The organism is Chryseobacterium sp. CBSDS_008, from assembly GCF_049959325.1.
Lineage (GTDB): Bacteria > Bacteroidota > Bacteroidia > Flavobacteriales > Weeksellaceae > Chryseobacterium.
The window spans coordinates 1,146,683-1,163,810 of the sequence record NZ_CP188202.1 but is presented as its reverse complement, the minus strand read 5'-3'; the positions used below and the strand labels follow the sequence as shown (position 1 = coordinate 1,163,810).

Genomic DNA, 17,128 nt, shown 5'->3' with positions numbered 1-17,128 from the left:
TTTTGTTTACTCTGAATAATCAGAAATTTTAATTTTATTCAAATAATGGGAGTGTCCTAATAGTCAGATACACCTTCTGAGAATCAAATATTCATATACTTAAGGGTACGAATAAAATCAGCAAAAATTGAGGCTGTCCAAACTTGTCGGACAGCCTTATGCTAAGAAACAAAAAGCATCAAAAGAAAGATAAAACATTTATCAATTGATTTTTTTATGACAATAAAAGTATAAAAAAGACGCTTTTAATATCAATGGGGATACTCAAAGATTCAAATTGTCAATTTTTTAAAAAAACTAATCCTTGTAGGAGTTGTATTATTTCCTTTTTAAAACCATTTATCATTCAAATCAAAAACCCGCTGTTCTGCAAGATTTGCTAAAGGATTTAATTCTGTAACTAAAGATTCATCTGTCAAGGTCGAGCAAATTCAGGATTTATTTGCTGCCATTATCATTGTTGTAGTAAATATCTCCCATTTTGAAAAGTGATTTCTCTCATCTGAAGTAAGAGCCTATAGACATGGAGTTAAAGCTTTACATTCTAACATTAATTTCCTTAAAAAAACATGACGGATGTCATAACATTTTCGTTTAATTTTTTTGTTTAACAATTTTGTCAAAAATAAATTTTACTATAAATTTGCACAAATTTGTTTAACAAAAATGTCAAATCAAGCAAAAAAAGACCAAACACAGGAATTGATCAAGGAGACAGCGAAGAATTTATTCTTTGTGAAAGGAAAATTTGATGCTACTACGCAGGAGATCGCAGATGAAGCAGGAGTGAATAGAACCCTTATTAATTACTATTTCCGTTCCAGGGATAAGCTTATCCAGATCATCTTTGATGAAGCGCAAAGAGTAGAGCAGGAAAAATCAAAGATTATTCAGAATTCTGATCTTCCTTTTAAAGAAAAGATCAGCAAATTCATAGAAAGCAGCCTTTCCACAAGCCTTCAGTATCCGTATCTGGAAACGTATATTGTGTCACAGATCAATAAAGGAACCTGCCATCACAGAGAAATTGAGGAAGATATCCTGAACGAAATGTATAGTGATATCGAAAAAGAAATGGAATTGGGAAATATTGAGAAAATGGCACCGGTTCAGTTTATTCTGAATATGGTTTCGCTATTGGTGTTCCCAAGTGCCATAAGACCATTATTTATGGAAAATTTATTGATTAATGATAAAGAATATGATCAGATTATTTCAGAACGAAAAGAAATTATTATCAATATGTTGTTCAAAAACTAAAGTATTTCTTACAGTAATTCGTCAATTAGAAATAAATAAATGACTGAAAATTAAATAAAAAATAAACGAAGTATAAAATTATGAATAGAAAACGTATAACTGCTACAAAGCTAAAAATTGGGATAGCTTCAGCATTTATGATTTTCGGCTCTACCTTGATGTCTGCCCAGCAGCAGGTTTCCCTGCAGGAAGCAATCAAACAGGCACTTCAAAATAAGGCAGAAGCTAAAAAAGCTGCTTTACAGATCAAAAAAGCCGAATATAAGATTGATGAAGCCAGAGCTGGTGCTCTTCCGCAGGTCAGTGCGACGGCGGGTTTAACCTATAACCCGATTATCCAGGAATCTTTGCTGGAATTTGGAGGGGAAAAAATCAGGGCTCAGTTTGGACAGCCTTGGGGTTCAACAGCTTCTGTACAACTTCAGCAGGCGATTTTTGACCAAAGAGTGTTTACAGGACTTAAAGCTGCAAAATCAACAAGAGAATTTTATGTACTGAATGCTCAGTTAACCAATGAACAGATTATTGAAAATGTAGCAACAGCTTATTATCAGGTATTCGTACAAGAGGAAAATCTTAAAACGGTAACTGCCAGCTATGCCAACACTGAAAAAGTAAGAAATGTTATTAAAAGTCTGGTGGATAACGGTTTGGCAAAATCAATCGATTTAGACAGAACAAATGTTCAGCTTACGAATATTGGTTCCAATAAGCAGACTTTAATCAACTCTGTTGAACTTTCAAAAAATGCGCTGAAGTTTTATATGGGAATCCCGATTTCTACAGACATCGAGCTTGAAGAAAAAGAGATTGAACCAAAGCCTGAGCTGATTGCGAGCAGCGTAAATCTTAATAATCGTACAGAGATTAAAGTTTTAAATAAAAACAGAGAACTTTTGGTTTTCAATAAAAAAGCGACGGAAGCTTATCTTTATCCATCAGTAAATCTTACTGCGAACTACGGATGGGGAGCAAACGGAGCAAAATTCCCGCTGACAAATGGTCTTAGTAAAGGTGTTCTTTGGAGTGATTATTCAGCAATTGGTTTGAATGTAAATATTCCTATTTTCACGGGAGGAGCTACAAAAGCGAAGATCAATCAGGCAGAAATTGATATTCAGAGTCTTGATGTTGACATTGAAAACACTCAGCTGAACTTAAGTTTAGATTATAAAAATGCAGTCACCAATATGGAAAATGCATTGATTAATATCGAAAGCATGAAAGATAATGTAGAATTGGCAGAAAGAGTTCAGAAAAATACCCAGTCAAATTATCAATACGGGTTAGCAACACTTACAGAAGTGCTGGATTCTGAAAATGCTCTGACACAGGCAAAACAGAACTATTCTAATGCATTGCTGGATTACAAACAGGCAGAGATCAAACTGATAAAAGCTAAGGGTGAACTAAACACACTACAAAACTTATAATAAACTAAAATGAAAAAAACTTTAATATATATCATCGTAGCAGCTGTACTGGTAGGTCTAGCCGCTTACAAGATTGCCGGAAACAAAGAAAAACAGACTCAGGAAGTAAAAGAAGTTGCTAAGCAGGTAGATAAAATCAACGTTAATATTGTAACCGTTACAAGAGAAAATATTGATACAGACTATTCCGCAAACGGTACTTTCATTCCTAAGCAGGAGATGAACCAGTCTTCTGAAATTGCCGGACGTATTGTAAACGTTTTGGTAAAAGAAGGTTCAAGAGTAAGTGCAGGTCAGGTTTTAGCAACCATCAAGAGAGATGCTATCGAAGTAGATGTTACACAAGCTCAGAATAATTTGCAGAATGCTATTATTGATAACCAGCGTTACGAAAATGCCTTTAAAACAGGAGGCGTTACAAAACAGCAGCTTGATAACTCAAGGCTACAGCTTAAAAATGCTCAGGCAGCTGTGAAAGCTCAGGGAGTAAGAGTGAATGACACCAGCATCCGTGCAGGTATCAGCGGAACAATCAATAAAAAGCTGGTAGAACCTGGAACCGTTGTTTCGGTAGGAACTTCTATGTTTGAAATTGTTAATATTAACAGCTTAAAACTGTCTGTCTTAGTAGATGAAAGCCAGATCGGAAAAATCCAGTTGGGTCAGGAAGTTCCGATTAAAGTAAATGTTTTACCTGAAGATTCTTTCGCAGGTAGAATTACATTTATTGCTCCTAAAAGTGATGCTTCATTGAATTTCCCAGTTGAAATTGAAGTTCAGAACAGAGGAAACCTGAAAGCGGGTATGTATGCAACTGCTAAATTCAGCACAAATAACGGGGCAGAAACGCAGAATATGCTGACAGTTCCTGCGGAAGCATTTGTAAACGGAGTAAGCTCAGGACAATTATTCGTAGTTCAGAATGGTGTTGCCAAATTGATTAAAGTAACCGTCGGAAAAGTTTACGGCGATAAAGTTCAGGTTTTAAGCGGATTGAATGGAGGAGAGCAGGTAGTAACCAGCGGACAGATCAACCTGGACAACGGATCTAAAGTAAACATTATAAAGTAGCAGATCAATGAAGTTAGCAGAAATATCCATTAAAAGACCCTCGCTGGTAATTGTATTATTTACAATTCTGACGCTGGGAGGTATCCTGAGTTATACGCTCATGGGATACGAATTGATTCCGAAGTTTGAAACCAATATGGTAACCATTTCTACAGTGTATCCGGGAGCTTCACCTGCCGAGGTGGAAACCTCCGTGACCCGAAAGATTGAAGATGCTGTAGGTTCGCTGGAAAACGTTAAGAAGGTAGAATCTTCTTCATACGAGAGCTTATCTGTCATCATGGTTCAGCTGAACGATGGGGCCGATGTTGACTATGCTTTGAATGATGCCCAAAGGAAGGTAAATGCTATTCTTGCAGACCTCCCGGAAGATGTGAAAGCACCCTCTCTGAATAAATTCTCCTTAGATGACTTACCGATTATCACGATGAGTATTTCATCTGATAAACTGAACAGTAAAGACCTTTACGACTTATTGGATAAAAAGATTGAACCTATCTTTTCCCGTGTAAACGGTGTAGCTCAGGTTGACCTTGTCGGTGGGCAGGAGAGAGAAATTCAGGTGAATCTTGATGAGAAAAAATTACAGGGATACGGACTTTCAATTGGAGATGTACAACAGGCAATCCTTTCATCAAACCTTGATTTCCCTACAGGAAGTTTGAAAACGAGAACCACAAAATCTACCATCAGGCTTTCAGGAAAATATAAGTCTACTGAAGAAATGAACAACCTTGTCGTTTCCAATAAAAACGGAGCTCAGGTGCGCTTATCTGATATCGCAACCGTTTTCGACTCTCAGAAAGATGTGGAAAAAGTAGCGAGATTCAACCAGTTTCCGACCATTTTGATGCAGGTTAAAAAACAATCTGATGCGAATGCGGTATCCGTATCGGAAAGTGTTCAGAAAACAATTAAAACAGTAGAAGAGGCCTATAAAGTTCAGGGAGTAAAAGTAAAAATCGTAAACGATACTACAGAATTTACCCTTGAATCAGCCAACCACGTTATTTTCGACTTATTCTTAGCGATTATCCTCGTGGCAATTGTAATGTTATTATTCCTTCACAGTATCAGAAACGCATTTATCGTAATGGTTTCTATCCCGGCTTCATTGGTGGCAGCGTTCATCGGAATGAACTTAATGGGATATACTTTGAACCTGATGAGCTTACTGGGGCTGTCCCTTGTGGTAGGGATTCTGGTGGATGACGCGATTGTTGTACTTGAAAACATTTACCGTCACATGGAAATGGGTAAAAGTAAGATCAGAGCAGCTTATGACGGAGCTTCAGAGATCGGATTTACCGTGGCTGCAATTACATTGGTAATTGTGGTGGTATTCTTACCGATTGCGATGAGTTCTGGTCTTGTAGCCAACATTCTGGCACAGTTCTGCGTCACGGTAGTTATTGCAACCCTATTATCATTATTGGCTTCATTTACCATCATCCCTTGGTTATCATCAAGATTCGGCAAGCTGGAACATTTGACAGGTAAAAACTGGTTTGAGAAATTCATTCTTTGGTTTGAAGGGTTAATTGACAAGTTTACCCACTGGATCACAGGGATCCTTGAATGGTGTCTGAAAACGACATTAAGAAGAATTTCAACAGTAGTGATCACATTCATTGTCTTAATCAGTTCATTCATGCTAGTAGCATTCGGATTCATTGGAGGTGAGTTCTTCCCGCCAATTGACCGTGGTCAGTTCTTAGTACAAATGGAATTGTCAAAAGATGCAACCGTTGAAAAAACAAACCAGTTAACATTAGATGTTGAGAAGTTTTTAAGAAATGATAAAGATGTTGTAGACCTTATTACAACTGTTGGACAGCAGTCTACAGGTTTTGGGGGTGCTCAGGCAACCACTTACCAGTCTGAGGTTCAGGTGAACTTAACAGACAAATCTGAACGTTCTGAAAGTACCAACATCAAAGCGGCGAAAATAAAAAGACAGCTGGAAGAGAAATTCACAGGAGTTGAATTTAAAACGGCTCCGATCGGTATCATGGGTGCTGAAAATGCTCCGATTGAAATGGTCGTAACAGGACCGGATAACGAAACAGCAGTAAAAGAAGCTACAAGAATCTTAGAGCTATTGAAAAAAGTACCTGGAGCTGTAGATGCTGAATTATCAACAGATACAGGAAGCCCGGAAGTTCAGGTAAGTATTGACAGAGATAAAATGGCTTCTCTAGGGTTAAATCTTTCAAGTGTAGGACAGACAATGCAGACTGCATTCAACGGAAATACAGACGGAAAATTCAGAGCCGGAGAATATGAATATGATATCAATATCCGTTTCGGAGATGTCAACAGACAATCCATTGATGATGTTAAAAACCTTATGTTTACAAACCCGCAGGGGCAGCAGGTTCGTCTGAGCCAGTTTGCTGATGTAAAAATGGGTTCCGGACCAAGCTTACTTGAACGCAGAGATAAATCTCCTTCCGTAAAAGTAAGAGCAAAAGCAGTAGGTAGACCAGTAGGGGATGTAGCTAATGAGTGGGCAAACCAGTTCATGAACAGCAACAAAAAACCTATTGGAGTAGATTATATCTGGAGTGGAGATATGGAAAACCAGCAGGAAGGTTTCGGTACGTTGGGAATCGCTTTATTAGCAGCTATCGTATTGGTATACCTGGTAATGGTTTCACTATATGACAGTTTTGTATATCCTTTCGTGGTATTGTTCTCAATTCCGTTAGCGATGATCGGGGTAATGGTAATCCTTGCCTTAACTGCCAATTCACTGAACATCTTCACCATGCTTGGGATGATCATGTTGATTGGTCTGGTAGCGAAGAACGCGATCCTTATCGTTGATTTTACAAATGCAAGAAAAGCAGCAGGAGCTAATACTCACGATGCTTTGGTACAGGCTAACCACGCCCGTCTTCGTCCGATCCTGATGACAACCATTGCGATGATCTTCGGTATGTTACCGATCGCATTGGCAACAGGTGCCGGAGCTGAGATGAACAAAGGTCTTGCATGGGTAGTAATCGGTGGTTTGACATCGTCACTATTCCTTACCTTGATCATTGTACCGGTAGTATACTCTCTATTTGACTCTGTTCTAAGAAGAATGGGTAAAGATACTAAAGTAGACTACGAAGCTGAAATGAAAGCAGAATATGTACACAGAGAACTGAATGAAGATGGATTTACTCCAAAGCATTTAGATAAATAAATTAAACCTTTAATTAACCGAAAAGCCGTATCACTTTTGATGCGGCTTTTTTGTTGCTGGTAGATTAGATGATATAGGTTTTGGTTTAAGCCGTTAGAAGATTTTGATTAAGGTAAATGGGCTAGCCCGTTCCTATTGAATGAGCAGCAATTAAAACACAAATGACACAAATGTTTTCCATAAATGACATCAACAAAACAATTTAAAAATCTTTCATCAAAAAATATTCTCAATCATCTGTGAAAATCAGTGAGATCCGTGGTTTAAAAGCAATTTAAAATCTTATAAGTTTCGGCTAAAGTCGTTGGATGGTGTTTATTATTGTAAATGGGTTGCCCATTTTATTGACGGTTAATTATTATAGAAATAAAAGTCGGATAATATCTATTAAGAAAAAATAAGTTGTTTTTAAGTCAAATTATTGACTTTTGTCATTCTGACGAAGGAAGAATCTCATTTGTAATCAAACTCATGAGATTCTTACTGCATTTCATTTCGTTCAGAATGGCAGACGTAATTAAGATATTCAATAGGAGAGGGCTTCAGCCAAAACATAATAGCTGTTTTTAAAACAAAAAAAGCTCCCAGTATACACTGAAAGCTCTTATATATTGTAATGGAAAAAATTAGTCTGCCATAGCCTCACCGGACTTTCTGTAAACAAAGTTCCCGTAGATATGTCTTCTTGCAAAACGGCTTGGTGAATCAGCATTGATCATTTTGATATAGGTGTTTTTTGGAACACCCATATATTCGTACATATTCCCGTTCAGATGCTGAACCTTTAAAATCGATTTTTCAAGATAAAAATCCTGGATATTAGATTTTGTAATCGTTTCCGTATATTCTTCCTTATATTTTTCCTGTGTCTCAGGATTGATACTTACCAAAAAATGGTAGGCCTCAATTACAGACTTGCTTTTTTCTTCTGCTTCCTGTTGTCCGGCTTCATCATTAATGAATTTATCAGGATGTGTATCTTTCATCACATTTCTGTAAATCGTCTTCAATTCTTTTAAAGTAACATTTTTATCTACTCCAAGAAGCGTTCTGTGCTCACCAATTTTTTTCATATCTCAATCCTTATTTTCGGGGTGCAAAATTAAGGATTTAAATTTGATAAACCATAACTTATTCATTATTAATTTATTTGGAATTTGTGAAGTGAAGAAAAATGGTCCCTGATAACAGGAGGATAGAATTTGTATCGTTAACTTTTACAGCTAATTAAATTCCGAGTACAAATTTTTATTCAGCTTAAAATAAATATACCCGTTTTTAAAATCAATCACTGTATTGAACCTTTTTAAAAACTGAAACTTCATACGGTCTGTTGTATTGACTTTGCCATACACATACACTGGTTTTTTTCAAGAGAAAATGGAAGAATATCAGGTGCTTTCTGGGCTGATATTGCTATGCACAATAACAATGTGAAGAAGATAACAATATATTTCATGAAGGAGTTTTAGAAGTACGAAAATAGAGGCAATACCTTGTTTAACAAAGAAATAGCGGACCATTAACGCTCCTTTAACCATTCCTTAACCGTTCTGTAAAACTTTGCAAATAAAAAAAACAGTACCCAATCTGAGTACTGCTGTTATATCTTTTTAATGATTAAATCTTTCAATCTTTTAATAAGTTCTAAGGCTCATCACAAGTCCGCTTCAGTTTTGTGAAGATCTTGTCAAAATCCTTGTAAGAAGTCCCTTCATCATCACGTTTTGGTCTGAAACTGCTGTTGGCACAGTTATGAAAACCCAGGCCGATCATATCTATCAGTGCATAATCCTCTTTTTGCGGATCATTCATTTTAGTATCAAATCTTGTCATTACGGCTTTCGGATCAGCATTATTTTTACTTTTCAGTTCAGTATAGGTTCTCCATGCAGCATACATCTTTTCTCTGTCAGGAGACGAAATAGCTTCAATCTGCTCCCTGCAGGTTGTATAATATCTGCTGTTTTTGAGGGTTGAAGGATCAGAATACGCCATGATTTCTTCCTTATTCAGCTGGTATTCATTTTCAAAAGACTGAATCGTTTCTTCCTGAAGTTTTTTCCATTTCGGAAGATCAATAACTTGTATGCTGTATAATTCCTTTTTCTTTTCCTGATATTGTTTTTCCAGGTCCTGCAAATAAGTTTCTCGGTTTTGACGGATCTCTTCAAGCTGGGAAAGTTTAAAAACGGGACGGGTATCAAATACAACTCCGCTGAACTGATATAAAAGTTTATTGACTCCGTCTATTTCTTCTTTTTTGTATTTAGCCGGATCAAAATACCCTTTATTGTCACAATTGAAAGTCTGATAACTGTACGGTGTCAGATTGGTTGTTTTTGCAGGAGTTTTTTGTCCCCATATAGTAATGGATAAGGCCAGCGAAAGCCCGATCATCATTTTTTTCATGTACATAAATTGTTGAAGGAATCCGAATTTTCTGAATTTCAGTGCAAAATTAATGCTTTAAATTCAAAATATAAAGGATTAAATAGATTTTCTCAATTGATTTTGCATTTTTTATACAGGCAATGAAAAGCCTATGGCGAAGAAAATGATATGAACTCCGGCTGTAATTTTAAACCATTAAGATTAAAAATATAAATGATTAAAAATCTTAAGGGTTATTTTCATAATTTACTTTAATGATAATCAAAATTAAGATTATTTAATAAGCATGTTATTGCTGTTACAGATTGTTTTTTTAGATTTAAAATAATAGATTTACATGAATTAATAGGGTAGCCATGATATATTATTTTTTTCTTCTCTTTATTATTGCTGTTTTTGGAGGTATTTCTTACCTGATTATGCTATTTTTCGGTAAATGGACGCAGAAAAGTAAATATAAATTGCTTTTTAATACCCTAGTATTCATTTGCTCATTTTTTCTGATCGTGTTTTTCAGTATTTATATTTTCCTGTCTAACGTTGATTTTTCCCGGTAAGAAAAGGTATTTTTTGAAGGATTAAATAAGCAGCGAAAAGGTTGATGATCAGGGCAGCCCAGACATTCAGCCCATAAAAAAGTTCATAATCATGATGTGCTTCGTTATAAAACAGATTTTTAACAATCCTGAATGTAATTGCCGTTGTAGTCACTGCATAGCTTAAAATCATATAGCTCCTGTGTTTGTTTATATTTCCTTTTTTAACGGAAAATACTGCCACAATGGTCAGATAAGCCCAAAGTATATCCTGAATCAGAAATCCTGTAACTCCGATAAGACCTCCGTTTGAAAACAATCCGAGTATAAAGCAGGCCGGAACATTGATAATAAGAATATTATAAACATATATTTTACCAATGATTTGATGAAGAGCTCTGTTTTCTGTGAGAAAACGGTTTGAAAACTGGGTCAGACCAGCCAGAAGGCAAAGGGTTATAGAAAAAATATGGATGTAGAAAAAAGCCATCCAGTACCGATTGCTGACAACCTGTTGCTTAAAGGCCAGAAACCCGGTATTTTTATCAAAAGAGGTATATTGGGAAATTACTTTCAACATCAGGATGCTGAAAATAACCACTGAGAACAGCGCTGTTATTTTAATAATTTTTATTCCCAACCGTAAGATGATCTTAAAGAATTTTTATTTAATGATAAGCTATGCAGCTAAAAAATGAAATTTATACATCATTTATTATGTATGACTTTACATGATCCCTTTCAATCGTAAATGCTGTAAAAGCATAATTGTTTTTGCATCCTGGATTTCTCCTGTGTCAATCATTGTAAGACTTTCCTCAAAAGAGAGTTCCAGAACCTGTATATTCTCACCTTCTTCTTCCAATCCGCCGCCATCTGCAATTTTCATTTCCTGGGAATATTCTGCAATAAAAAAATGGAGGATTTCTGTAACGGATCCGGGTGACATATAGGCTTCAAATACTTTTTCAACCTTGGAGATTTTATATCCGGTTTCTTCTTCAGTTTCCCGTTTTATGCAGTCCTCCGGGTTATCATTGTCTAAAAGTCCGGCACAGGCCTCAATAAGCATTCCGGTAGCATTTCCGTTGATATAAGTCGGCAGCCGGAATTGTCTGGTCAGGATAACTGTATTTGAAAGCTTGTTATAAAGAAGTATAACGGCGCCGTTTCCCCGGTCATAAGCTTCTCTGCTTTGTGTTTCTGAGGTTCCGTCTTTTTTTTGAACAGCATAAGTGACTTTGTTTAATGTATACCAGTTGTCGGAAAGAACTTCCGTTTGAAGAATAGTAATATTAGGATTTTGCATAAGAATTTTCTATAAATTAGTTTTTAATGTTTTTTATTTTGAATGCAGTATTGTACAGTTACTTCTTTAATAAATCATTTAAAGCGTTCTCCAGATCGGGGAATTTAAAATGAAATCCTGCATCCAGAATTTTCTGCGAAGAAGCTCTTGAACCTTCAAGAATAGCTGCCGACAGTTCTCCAAATATCAGTTTTAAAACAAATCCGGGAACATTAGGCATAAACAGTGGTTTGCCAAGTACTTTAGCAATCTTTTTTGTGAGTCCTTTATTCGTTGTGTGCTGTGGAGAAACAGCATTATAAGCGCCTTCCAGCGTGGCATTTTTTATAGCAAATTCATATATAGAACAGATATCCTCAATATGAATCCAGGGCATATGCTGTTTGCCGCTTCCTAAGGGTGACCCGATATAATATTGAATGGGAGGAACCATTTTTTTTAAAGCTCCGTCTTTTTCAGAAAGTACTACAGCAGTCCTTATTTTGACTACTCTTTCGGCCAGTTCCTGTTCTTTGAAATCGTCAGCTGCTCTTTCCCATAAAACAACGACCTCACTCAAAAAATCATTGCCTGGCGGATCAGTTTCCACATAGATCTTTTCTGAGGTTTCTGTACCGTAAAAATTAATCCCTGAAGCCGAAATAAAAGACTTTAGCCTGATTTTGTTTTTTCTTAAAGCAGTTCGGAGCAGCTCTGCTGAATCAACACGGCTGGAGATCAGTTCCCTTTTTCTTTCCGGTGTCCAGCGCTTTTCTGAAATGTTTGCCCCGGCAAGATGTATGATATGAGAAACATTATTAAGGGCAGCTTCATCCATACTTCCTTTTCTGACATCCCATTCATATTCATGCGCATGCTTCTTTTTCCGGGTCAGAAACCTGATTTCATATTCGTTACCTATCTTTTTTGCCAGCTCTTGGGCGATCATACCACTGGCTCCGGTGATCAGAACAATTTCTTTCATAATAAATTTTAGGTGTGAGGTTATGCCTGATTCTTTACAATCAATACAAAGTCATCTTCCAGAAGCTTATAACCATAATCATAAATAAACCTGTATTCAGAACCGTTTTTATAGATCTTCAGGTTGGTAAAATAATCAAAATCAAAACCCAAGCCATCCAGTCTGGCCTTGGTAACTTTTGTTTTACCATCCGTATTGATTTCCATCAGGATCCTGTAATTTTTACGGAGCTTATTGTTCACATTCCGCATCAGATTATTAGAATCCTTATTCTGCTTATTATTATAGGCATTCCGGCAGGCATCGTTGCAGAATTTTTTATCAGACCTACCGATGATTTTTTCGCCGCATTCCAGACAATTCATGATCTTTATTTTAAGTGACGTGTGTGTCTTTTCTTTAGCAGTTTTATAAATCTGCTGTGAGCAGGGTAGCTTCTGTTAGGAGTAATGTTATTAAAGAACAAAGCCACAAGCAGAAGGATTATACACCCCGAAAGTACAGGGGAAATTACATACCAATACCCTAATTCCGGTATCTTTCCTGTAGAGCTTACGGCAATCAGTGCAGTAGCCCCGCCCGGCGGATGGAGTGTCTTTGTGTATTGCATCAGTACAATAGAAAAAGCAACTGCCAGAGGTGCCGAAAGCCAGATGATATCCGGAACAAACTGATAAACAGTAACCCCTACCAATGCCGACAGAACGTGCCCGCCAACAAGGTTTCTGGGCTGTGCCAGCGGACTTTGAATAGCTCCGTAAATAAGAACACTTGAAGCTCCGAAAGAACCGATCAGAAAAATATTTTCAGTTTCAGCCAAAGAGTGAGACTGGATGAATGCAATAATCCCAATCCCGAAGAAAGCACCTAGAAATGACCAGAAATGCTCCTTATAATCAACCAGTGTTTCTTTATAGATCACATATTTTGAAACTCTGAATGTTCTTTTTATAGTCTTCTTCATTTAGTCTTCTTTATTTTTTATGATTTGAATTAAATTTTCTACGAATAGCTGGGTATATACTCCGCTTTTATCATAATCAGGATCTAAAATGGTAATCTCTATTCCAAAACATAACGGATTTTCAAATAAAGGTTCCAGCATTTCTCTGAGATCATCATAACCGATTCCGTCTTCCATTCTGCTGTCCACAGCGGGCATTATCTCATCTTTCAAAACATCCACATCAAAATGAATGAAAAAACCGTTCAGATTCTTTTCATTAACCATTTTTATAAAATCTTCAGCAGTGTTTCTGAAACCATTCTTCCTAAGATTATAAAGATCAAAATAATGAATACCTGAATTGATAATCTGACTGACATATTCATCATCATCTGTTTCTGCATTTCCGCAGCAGAATACATTTTCTTCCAATATATAAGGTTTTAAACCATTAATATTAGTAAGCTTTTCATGACCGGTTCCCGTAATCATGGCAAGATCCATTCCTGCAGCGCCGCCGGTTTCAGAAAGTTCCGGTGGAATAAAATCGGTATGGCCGTCCAGATAAAAGATACCGAAGTTTCCCAGTTGTTTTAATGCAATAGCATTTCCTATCAGAATACTACAGTCACCACCCAGGATAATGTTGAAGGTATTTCTATCATAACTGTCTAGAATACAGTCAGCTTGTTTTTTGGCATACTCAACAATCAGGTCAGCATTTCTAACCCTTGATTCTTCATCAAAGTCCATTGAATATTCCGGAGCGTTAAGCCTGAAAATGTTTTTTGGATTAATTCTATTATGAAAATCAAACTCTCTGAGCCAGTCCGGAAGTTTTCGAACCCCGGGTTCTGTCTCATGTTCCTTTTTGGTAAGTCCCAGATTGAGAGGAAACTCAAAAATATTGATGTTCCTTTTCATAAAAGAATTTTCACAAAGATACGGAATTATCCGTTTGTAAATGGATATCTCAGAAACAGGCCATTTTTAATTAAAAACAAGTGTTATTTAATTTTCTCTGTTTCGGAAAAAAAATATTTATCGATATTTTAAATTATATATTCATAACGCTATATTTATAAAATAACCATACTATTTTTATAAAATAAATTGATTTTTTATTTCACTGTATTGTGTTTTTTTATAATTTTGATATGAAATAAAAGCAAACCATGAAAAATCCAGTGTCTTATTGAAAGAGCAGAATTACAAGATAACCGGCTGATGGATATTGGTACAGCAGCAAAGAGCATTATTCAATGCAAAAACCATAATTCAAACTCAAAATTAGATGATTAAATGAAGGCACTCAATAAAATTTGTTGAGTGCCTTATTTATTCTGTTTTCAGCCAAAAGAAAGTCAAAATAAAAATTCTTCTCTGTCTTGTTGACGCATTTTGCAAAGATGATTAAATCAAATACAAATAACCTTTATAAATACTCTATTTAAGTTTTTTTTTCAAAGCGGAAAAAATTTTTGGATTAGACTTTACGTATTAAAATTTTATTTTTTTAAAGAAAATTTATAACTTTTAATTCTTATTACGGCCATTTTCATTGTATTATTTTTGCTTTATTATTCGTTTTCAAACGACTACAAACGGATTTAAATAGTTTAACACCGACTGTGATATCAGAACGTCGCAATCTTTGCAACAGAGATTTGAGGAAACAGTGAACGTCTCTTATCTGAATTATTAATCTTTAAAATCTAAAAGTTATGTCACTAAGAAACAAAGTAACATTAATTGGTTACACAGGTAAAGAAGTTGAAATGGTAACCTTCGACAACGGAAATGTAAAAGCGGCTGTATCCTTAGCAACCAGCGATCATTACACGAATGCCAAAGGAGAAAAAGTGGAAGAAACGCAATGGCACAATCTTATTGCCTTTGGGAAAACAGCTGAAATCTTTGAGAAATATGTTCCCAAAGGAAAAGAAATTGCCATCGAAGGAAAGCTTACTTACAGATCATATGATGATAAAGACGGGGTGAAGCGTTATATCACGGAAATTCGTGTAGATGAGATCCTTTTATTAGGAGGCAAATAATTCTAAAAACACAAATGATGAAAGTAAAAATTTTTAAAATCAGACTCCCGGAAGAGTTTCTCTACAAAGATCAGAAAATGCTGGATGCTTTCCTGGAAGCCAACGAGATTATGAAAGTAGAAACAGCTTTTGTAAGCGAAGATCGTTATTGGTCTGTAATATTGTATTTTGAAGAATTAAAACTGGTGAAAAGTACAGTGAAGGAACCAAAGGCCATTAAATATTCTGCAGAGAATAATATTTTGAATATGGATGAAGAAAAGATCCTTGATGCTTTGAAGCTCTGGAGATCGGAAAAAGCCAGAGATCAGAATCTTCCCACTTATTTTATCGCCAGCAATAAAGAACTGATATCTGTAGCCAAATATAGACCGGCGAAGAAAGAAGAATTACTGGAGATTAAGGGTTTTGGAAAACACAAGATTGAAAACTATGGTGAAGAAATTCTTGAAATCCTGGAAAGTATATAATTTTTGGAATAATTGATAACGCAACAAAAAGCTGAGGGAAGATTTTCTTCAGCTTTTTATACTGTGTAAAGTCCCTGCAATTCCTTACTTTTGCATTATCAAAATGACATATAAGAAATGAAGCCAAGTTTAGCAAAAGGGACGAGAGATTTTACGGCACAGGAAGTTTCCAGAAGAAAATATATCATCAATATTTTACAAAATAATTTTGAATTATTCGGGTTTCAGCCATTGGAAACGCCAAGTTTTGAAAACCTTTCTACATTGACAGGAAAATACGGAGAAGAAGGTGATCGCTTGATTTTCAAAATTTTAAATTCAAGTATCAATGAAGCAAAAGAAGAGAAAAAAACTCAGATGCTTCATGACTTTCAAAAAGCATTGGAAAAGCCTTTCAGTGCAGAAAGCCTTACAGATAAAGCGCTTCGTTATGACCTTACCGTACCTTTTGCAAGATTTGTAGCGATGAATCATGGGAAACTTACATTTCCGTTCAAACGTTCTCAGATCCAGCCTGTTTGGAGAGCCGACAGACCTCAGAAAGGAAGATTCAGAGAGTTTTATCAGTGTGATGCAGATGTGGTAGGAAGTGAAAGTTTACTGCAGGAAGTAGAACTCATTCAGCTGTATTTAAAATCATTTGCCGATCTGAAAGTCCCGGTAACGATTCATATGAACAACAGAAAGATTCTTTCCGGATTGGCAGAATATGCAGGAATCACAGATAAACTGATTGATTTCACTGTAGCATTGGATAAGCTGGATAAAATAGGTAAAGACGGAGTCGTTAAGGAATTACTGGAAAGAGAAATTTCTCAGGAATCTATTGATAAGCTGGATTTCTTATTCAGCCAGTCCGACGATGCACTGGAAAACCTTCTTCAGCTGAAAGAGAAGTTTACAGGAAATGAAATCGGCCTGAAAGGAGTAGAAGAACTTGAATTTGTTCTTACACAATCTCTGAACCTTGGTGTTGATATTCAAAATCTGGTATTCAATATTACATTGGCCAGAGGTCTGGATTATTATACAGGTGCTATTTTCGAAGTGAAAGCTGATGAGGTAGCAATGGGATCCATCGGTGGTGGTGGACGATATGATAACCTGACTGAAGTTTTCGGAGTGAAAAATATTCCGGGAATAGGAATTTCATTCGGATTAGACAGAATTTATCTGGTAATGGAAGAATTGAATCTGTTCCCTGAAGAAGCATCAGCCAAAATAGAATATCTTTTTGCTAACTTCGGAGGCGACGGCATAACAGAAGCTTTAAAACTGATCATGCAGTTGAGAGCAAAAGGAATTTCAGCAGAATTATATCCTGAAAATGCAAAGATTAACAAACAATTTACCTACGCAGAAAAGAAAGGCATAAAGAATCTTGTTTTCCTCGGTGAAGAAGAAATTAAAAATAATACGGTTACTTTTAAAGACCTTCAGGCTGGAGAGCAGAAAACGGTTTCTTTAGAAGAGTTCCTGGGAAAATAGTACA

The 17,128-nt window shown here is 36.1% G+C and carries 15 protein-coding genes; 7 read left to right on the top strand and 8 right to left on the bottom strand.

From position 1 onward, the window contains the following. Positions 1-666: 666 nt before the first annotated feature. The 4 genes from ACP3T3_RS05135 to ACP3T3_RS05120 all read left to right on the top strand — a co-directional run bounded on the left by ACP3T3_RS05135 (position 667) and on the right by ACP3T3_RS05120 (position 6,960). The gene (locus tag ACP3T3_RS05135) at positions 667-1,260 is read left to right on the top strand and encodes a TetR/AcrR family transcriptional regulator (protein WP_426478844.1); all 594 of its coding nucleotides are present in this window, start codon (positions 667-669) and stop codon (positions 1,258-1,260) included. Positions 1,261-1,340: 80 nt separating this feature from the next. Beyond that, the gene (locus ACP3T3_RS05130; protein WP_426478843.1) at positions 1,341-2,693 is read left to right on the top strand and encodes a TolC family protein; all 1,353 of its coding nucleotides are present in this window, start codon (positions 1,341-1,343) and stop codon (positions 2,691-2,693) included. 9 nt (positions 2,694-2,702) lie between these two features. Further along, a complete protein-coding gene (locus ACP3T3_RS05125) occupies positions 2,703-3,764 on the top strand; it encodes an efflux RND transporter periplasmic adaptor subunit (protein ID WP_426478842.1) in 1,062 nt (353 codons plus the stop codon). Between the two features lie 7 nt (positions 3,765-3,771). Then, on the top strand, positions 3,772-6,960 hold the full coding sequence (locus ACP3T3_RS05120; protein WP_426478841.1) for an efflux RND transporter permease subunit: 3,189 nt from the start codon (positions 3,772-3,774) through the stop codon (positions 6,958-6,960). Positions 6,961-7,586: 626 nt separating this feature from the next. On the opposite strand, the gene ACP3T3_RS05115 is transcribed toward ACP3T3_RS05120, so the two are convergent. The 8 genes from ACP3T3_RS05115 to ACP3T3_RS05080 form a co-directional block, all read right to left on the bottom strand. After that, positions 7,587-8,033, bottom strand: a complete 447-nt coding sequence (locus ACP3T3_RS05115) for a KTSC domain-containing protein (protein WP_426478840.1) — start codon at positions 8,031-8,033, stop codon at positions 7,587-7,589. Between the two features lie 574 nt (positions 8,034-8,607). Then, entirely contained in the window at positions 8,608-9,372 is a 765-nt protein-coding gene (locus tag ACP3T3_RS05110; RefSeq protein WP_426478839.1) for a hypothetical protein, read from the bottom strand. 516 nt (positions 9,373-9,888) lie between these two features. Continuing rightward, positions 9,889-10,530: a DUF2306 domain-containing protein gene (locus ACP3T3_RS05105; RefSeq protein WP_426478838.1), complete on the bottom strand. Its 642-nt coding sequence runs from the start codon at positions 10,528-10,530 to the stop codon at positions 9,889-9,891. An 87-nt stretch (positions 10,531-10,617) separates the two neighbouring features. Continuing rightward, positions 10,618-11,199 carry a GDP-mannose pyrophosphatase NudK gene (nudK, locus tag ACP3T3_RS05100; protein ID WP_426478837.1) on the bottom strand — a complete coding sequence of 194 codons (582 nt, stop codon included), beginning with the start codon at positions 11,197-11,199 and terminating at the stop codon, positions 10,618-10,620. Between the two features lie 58 nt (positions 11,200-11,257). Then, the gene (locus ACP3T3_RS05095) at positions 11,258-12,163 is read right to left on the bottom strand and encodes a TIGR01777 family oxidoreductase (RefSeq protein ID WP_426478836.1); all 906 of its coding nucleotides are present in this window, start codon (positions 12,161-12,163) and stop codon (positions 11,258-11,260) included. Between the two features lie 20 nt (positions 12,164-12,183). Further along, positions 12,184-12,528 carry a hypothetical protein gene (locus ACP3T3_RS05090; protein WP_426478835.1) on the bottom strand — a complete coding sequence of 115 codons (345 nt, stop codon included), beginning with the start codon at positions 12,526-12,528 and terminating at the stop codon, positions 12,184-12,186. Between the two features lie 5 nt (positions 12,529-12,533). Further along, positions 12,534-13,127: an HPP family protein gene (locus ACP3T3_RS05085; protein WP_426478834.1), complete on the bottom strand. Its 594-nt coding sequence runs from the start codon at positions 13,125-13,127 to the stop codon at positions 12,534-12,536. Continuing rightward, positions 13,128-14,033 (bottom strand): arginase family protein, encoded by a 906-nt coding sequence (locus ACP3T3_RS05080; RefSeq protein WP_426478833.1) that lies wholly within the window; start codon positions 14,031-14,033, stop codon positions 13,128-13,130. 800 nt (positions 14,034-14,833) lie between these two features. Between ACP3T3_RS05080 and ACP3T3_RS05075 the strand changes: the two genes are divergently transcribed. From ACP3T3_RS05075 to hisS, 3 genes are all read left to right on the top strand, one after another. Beyond that, positions 14,834-15,166, top strand: coding sequence for a single-stranded DNA-binding protein (locus ACP3T3_RS05075; protein ID WP_426478832.1), 333 nt, complete (start codon positions 14,834-14,836; stop codon positions 15,164-15,166). Positions 15,167-15,180: 14 nt separating this feature from the next. Next, positions 15,181-15,636, top strand: a complete 456-nt coding sequence (locus tag ACP3T3_RS05070; protein ID WP_426478831.1) for an HRDC domain-containing protein — start codon at positions 15,181-15,183, stop codon at positions 15,634-15,636. 117 nt (positions 15,637-15,753) lie between these two features. Beyond that, entirely contained in the window at positions 15,754-17,124 is a 1,371-nt protein-coding gene (hisS, locus tag ACP3T3_RS05065) for a histidine--tRNA ligase (protein WP_426478830.1), read from the top strand. The last annotated feature ends 4 nt before the right edge of the window (positions 17,125-17,128 follow it).

What these genes read in the sequence shown, in the direction of transcription:
- ACP3T3_RS05135 (WP_426478844.1), top strand. Translation starts at nt 667, where the DNA reads ATGTCAAATCAAGCAAAAAAAGACCAAACACAGGAATTGATCAAGGAG.
- ACP3T3_RS05130 (WP_426478843.1), top strand. Translation starts at nt 1,341, where the DNA reads ATGAATAGAAAACGTATAACTGCTACAAAGCTAAAAATTGGGATAGCT.
- ACP3T3_RS05125 (WP_426478842.1), top strand. Translation starts at nt 2,703, where the DNA reads ATGAAAAAAACTTTAATATATATCATCGTAGCAGCTGTACTGGTAGGT.
- ACP3T3_RS05120 (WP_426478841.1), top strand. Translation starts at nt 3,772, where the DNA reads ATGAAGTTAGCAGAAATATCCATTAAAAGACCCTCGCTGGTAATTGTA.
- ACP3T3_RS05115 (WP_426478840.1), bottom strand. Translation starts at nt 8,033, where the DNA reads ATGAAAAAAATTGGTGAGCACAGAACGCTTCTTGGAGTAGATAAAAAT.
- ACP3T3_RS05110 (WP_426478839.1), bottom strand. Translation starts at nt 9,372, where the DNA reads ATGAAAAAAATGATGATCGGGCTTTCGCTGGCCTTATCCATTACTATA.
- nudK (WP_426478837.1), bottom strand. Translation starts at nt 11,199, where the DNA reads ATGCAAAATCCTAATATTACTATTCTTCAAACGGAAGTTCTTTCCGAC.
- ACP3T3_RS05095 (WP_426478836.1), bottom strand. Translation starts at nt 12,163, where the DNA reads ATGAAAGAAATTGTTCTGATCACCGGAGCCAGTGGTATGATCGCCCAA.
- ACP3T3_RS05090 (WP_426478835.1), bottom strand. Translation starts at nt 12,528, where the DNA reads ATGAATTGTCTGGAATGCGGCGAAAAAATCATCGGTAGGTCTGATAAA.
- ACP3T3_RS05085 (WP_426478834.1), bottom strand. Translation starts at nt 13,127, where the DNA reads ATGAAGAAGACTATAAAAAGAACATTCAGAGTTTCAAAATATGTGATC.
- ACP3T3_RS05080 (WP_426478833.1), bottom strand. Translation starts at nt 14,033, where the DNA reads ATGAAAAGGAACATCAATATTTTTGAGTTTCCTCTCAATCTGGGACTT.
- ACP3T3_RS05075 (WP_426478832.1), top strand. Translation starts at nt 14,834, where the DNA reads ATGTCACTAAGAAACAAAGTAACATTAATTGGTTACACAGGTAAAGAA.
- ACP3T3_RS05070 (WP_426478831.1), top strand. Translation starts at nt 15,181, where the DNA reads ATGATGAAAGTAAAAATTTTTAAAATCAGACTCCCGGAAGAGTTTCTC.
- hisS (WP_426478830.1), top strand. Translation starts at nt 15,754, where the DNA reads ATGAAGCCAAGTTTAGCAAAAGGGACGAGAGATTTTACGGCACAGGAA.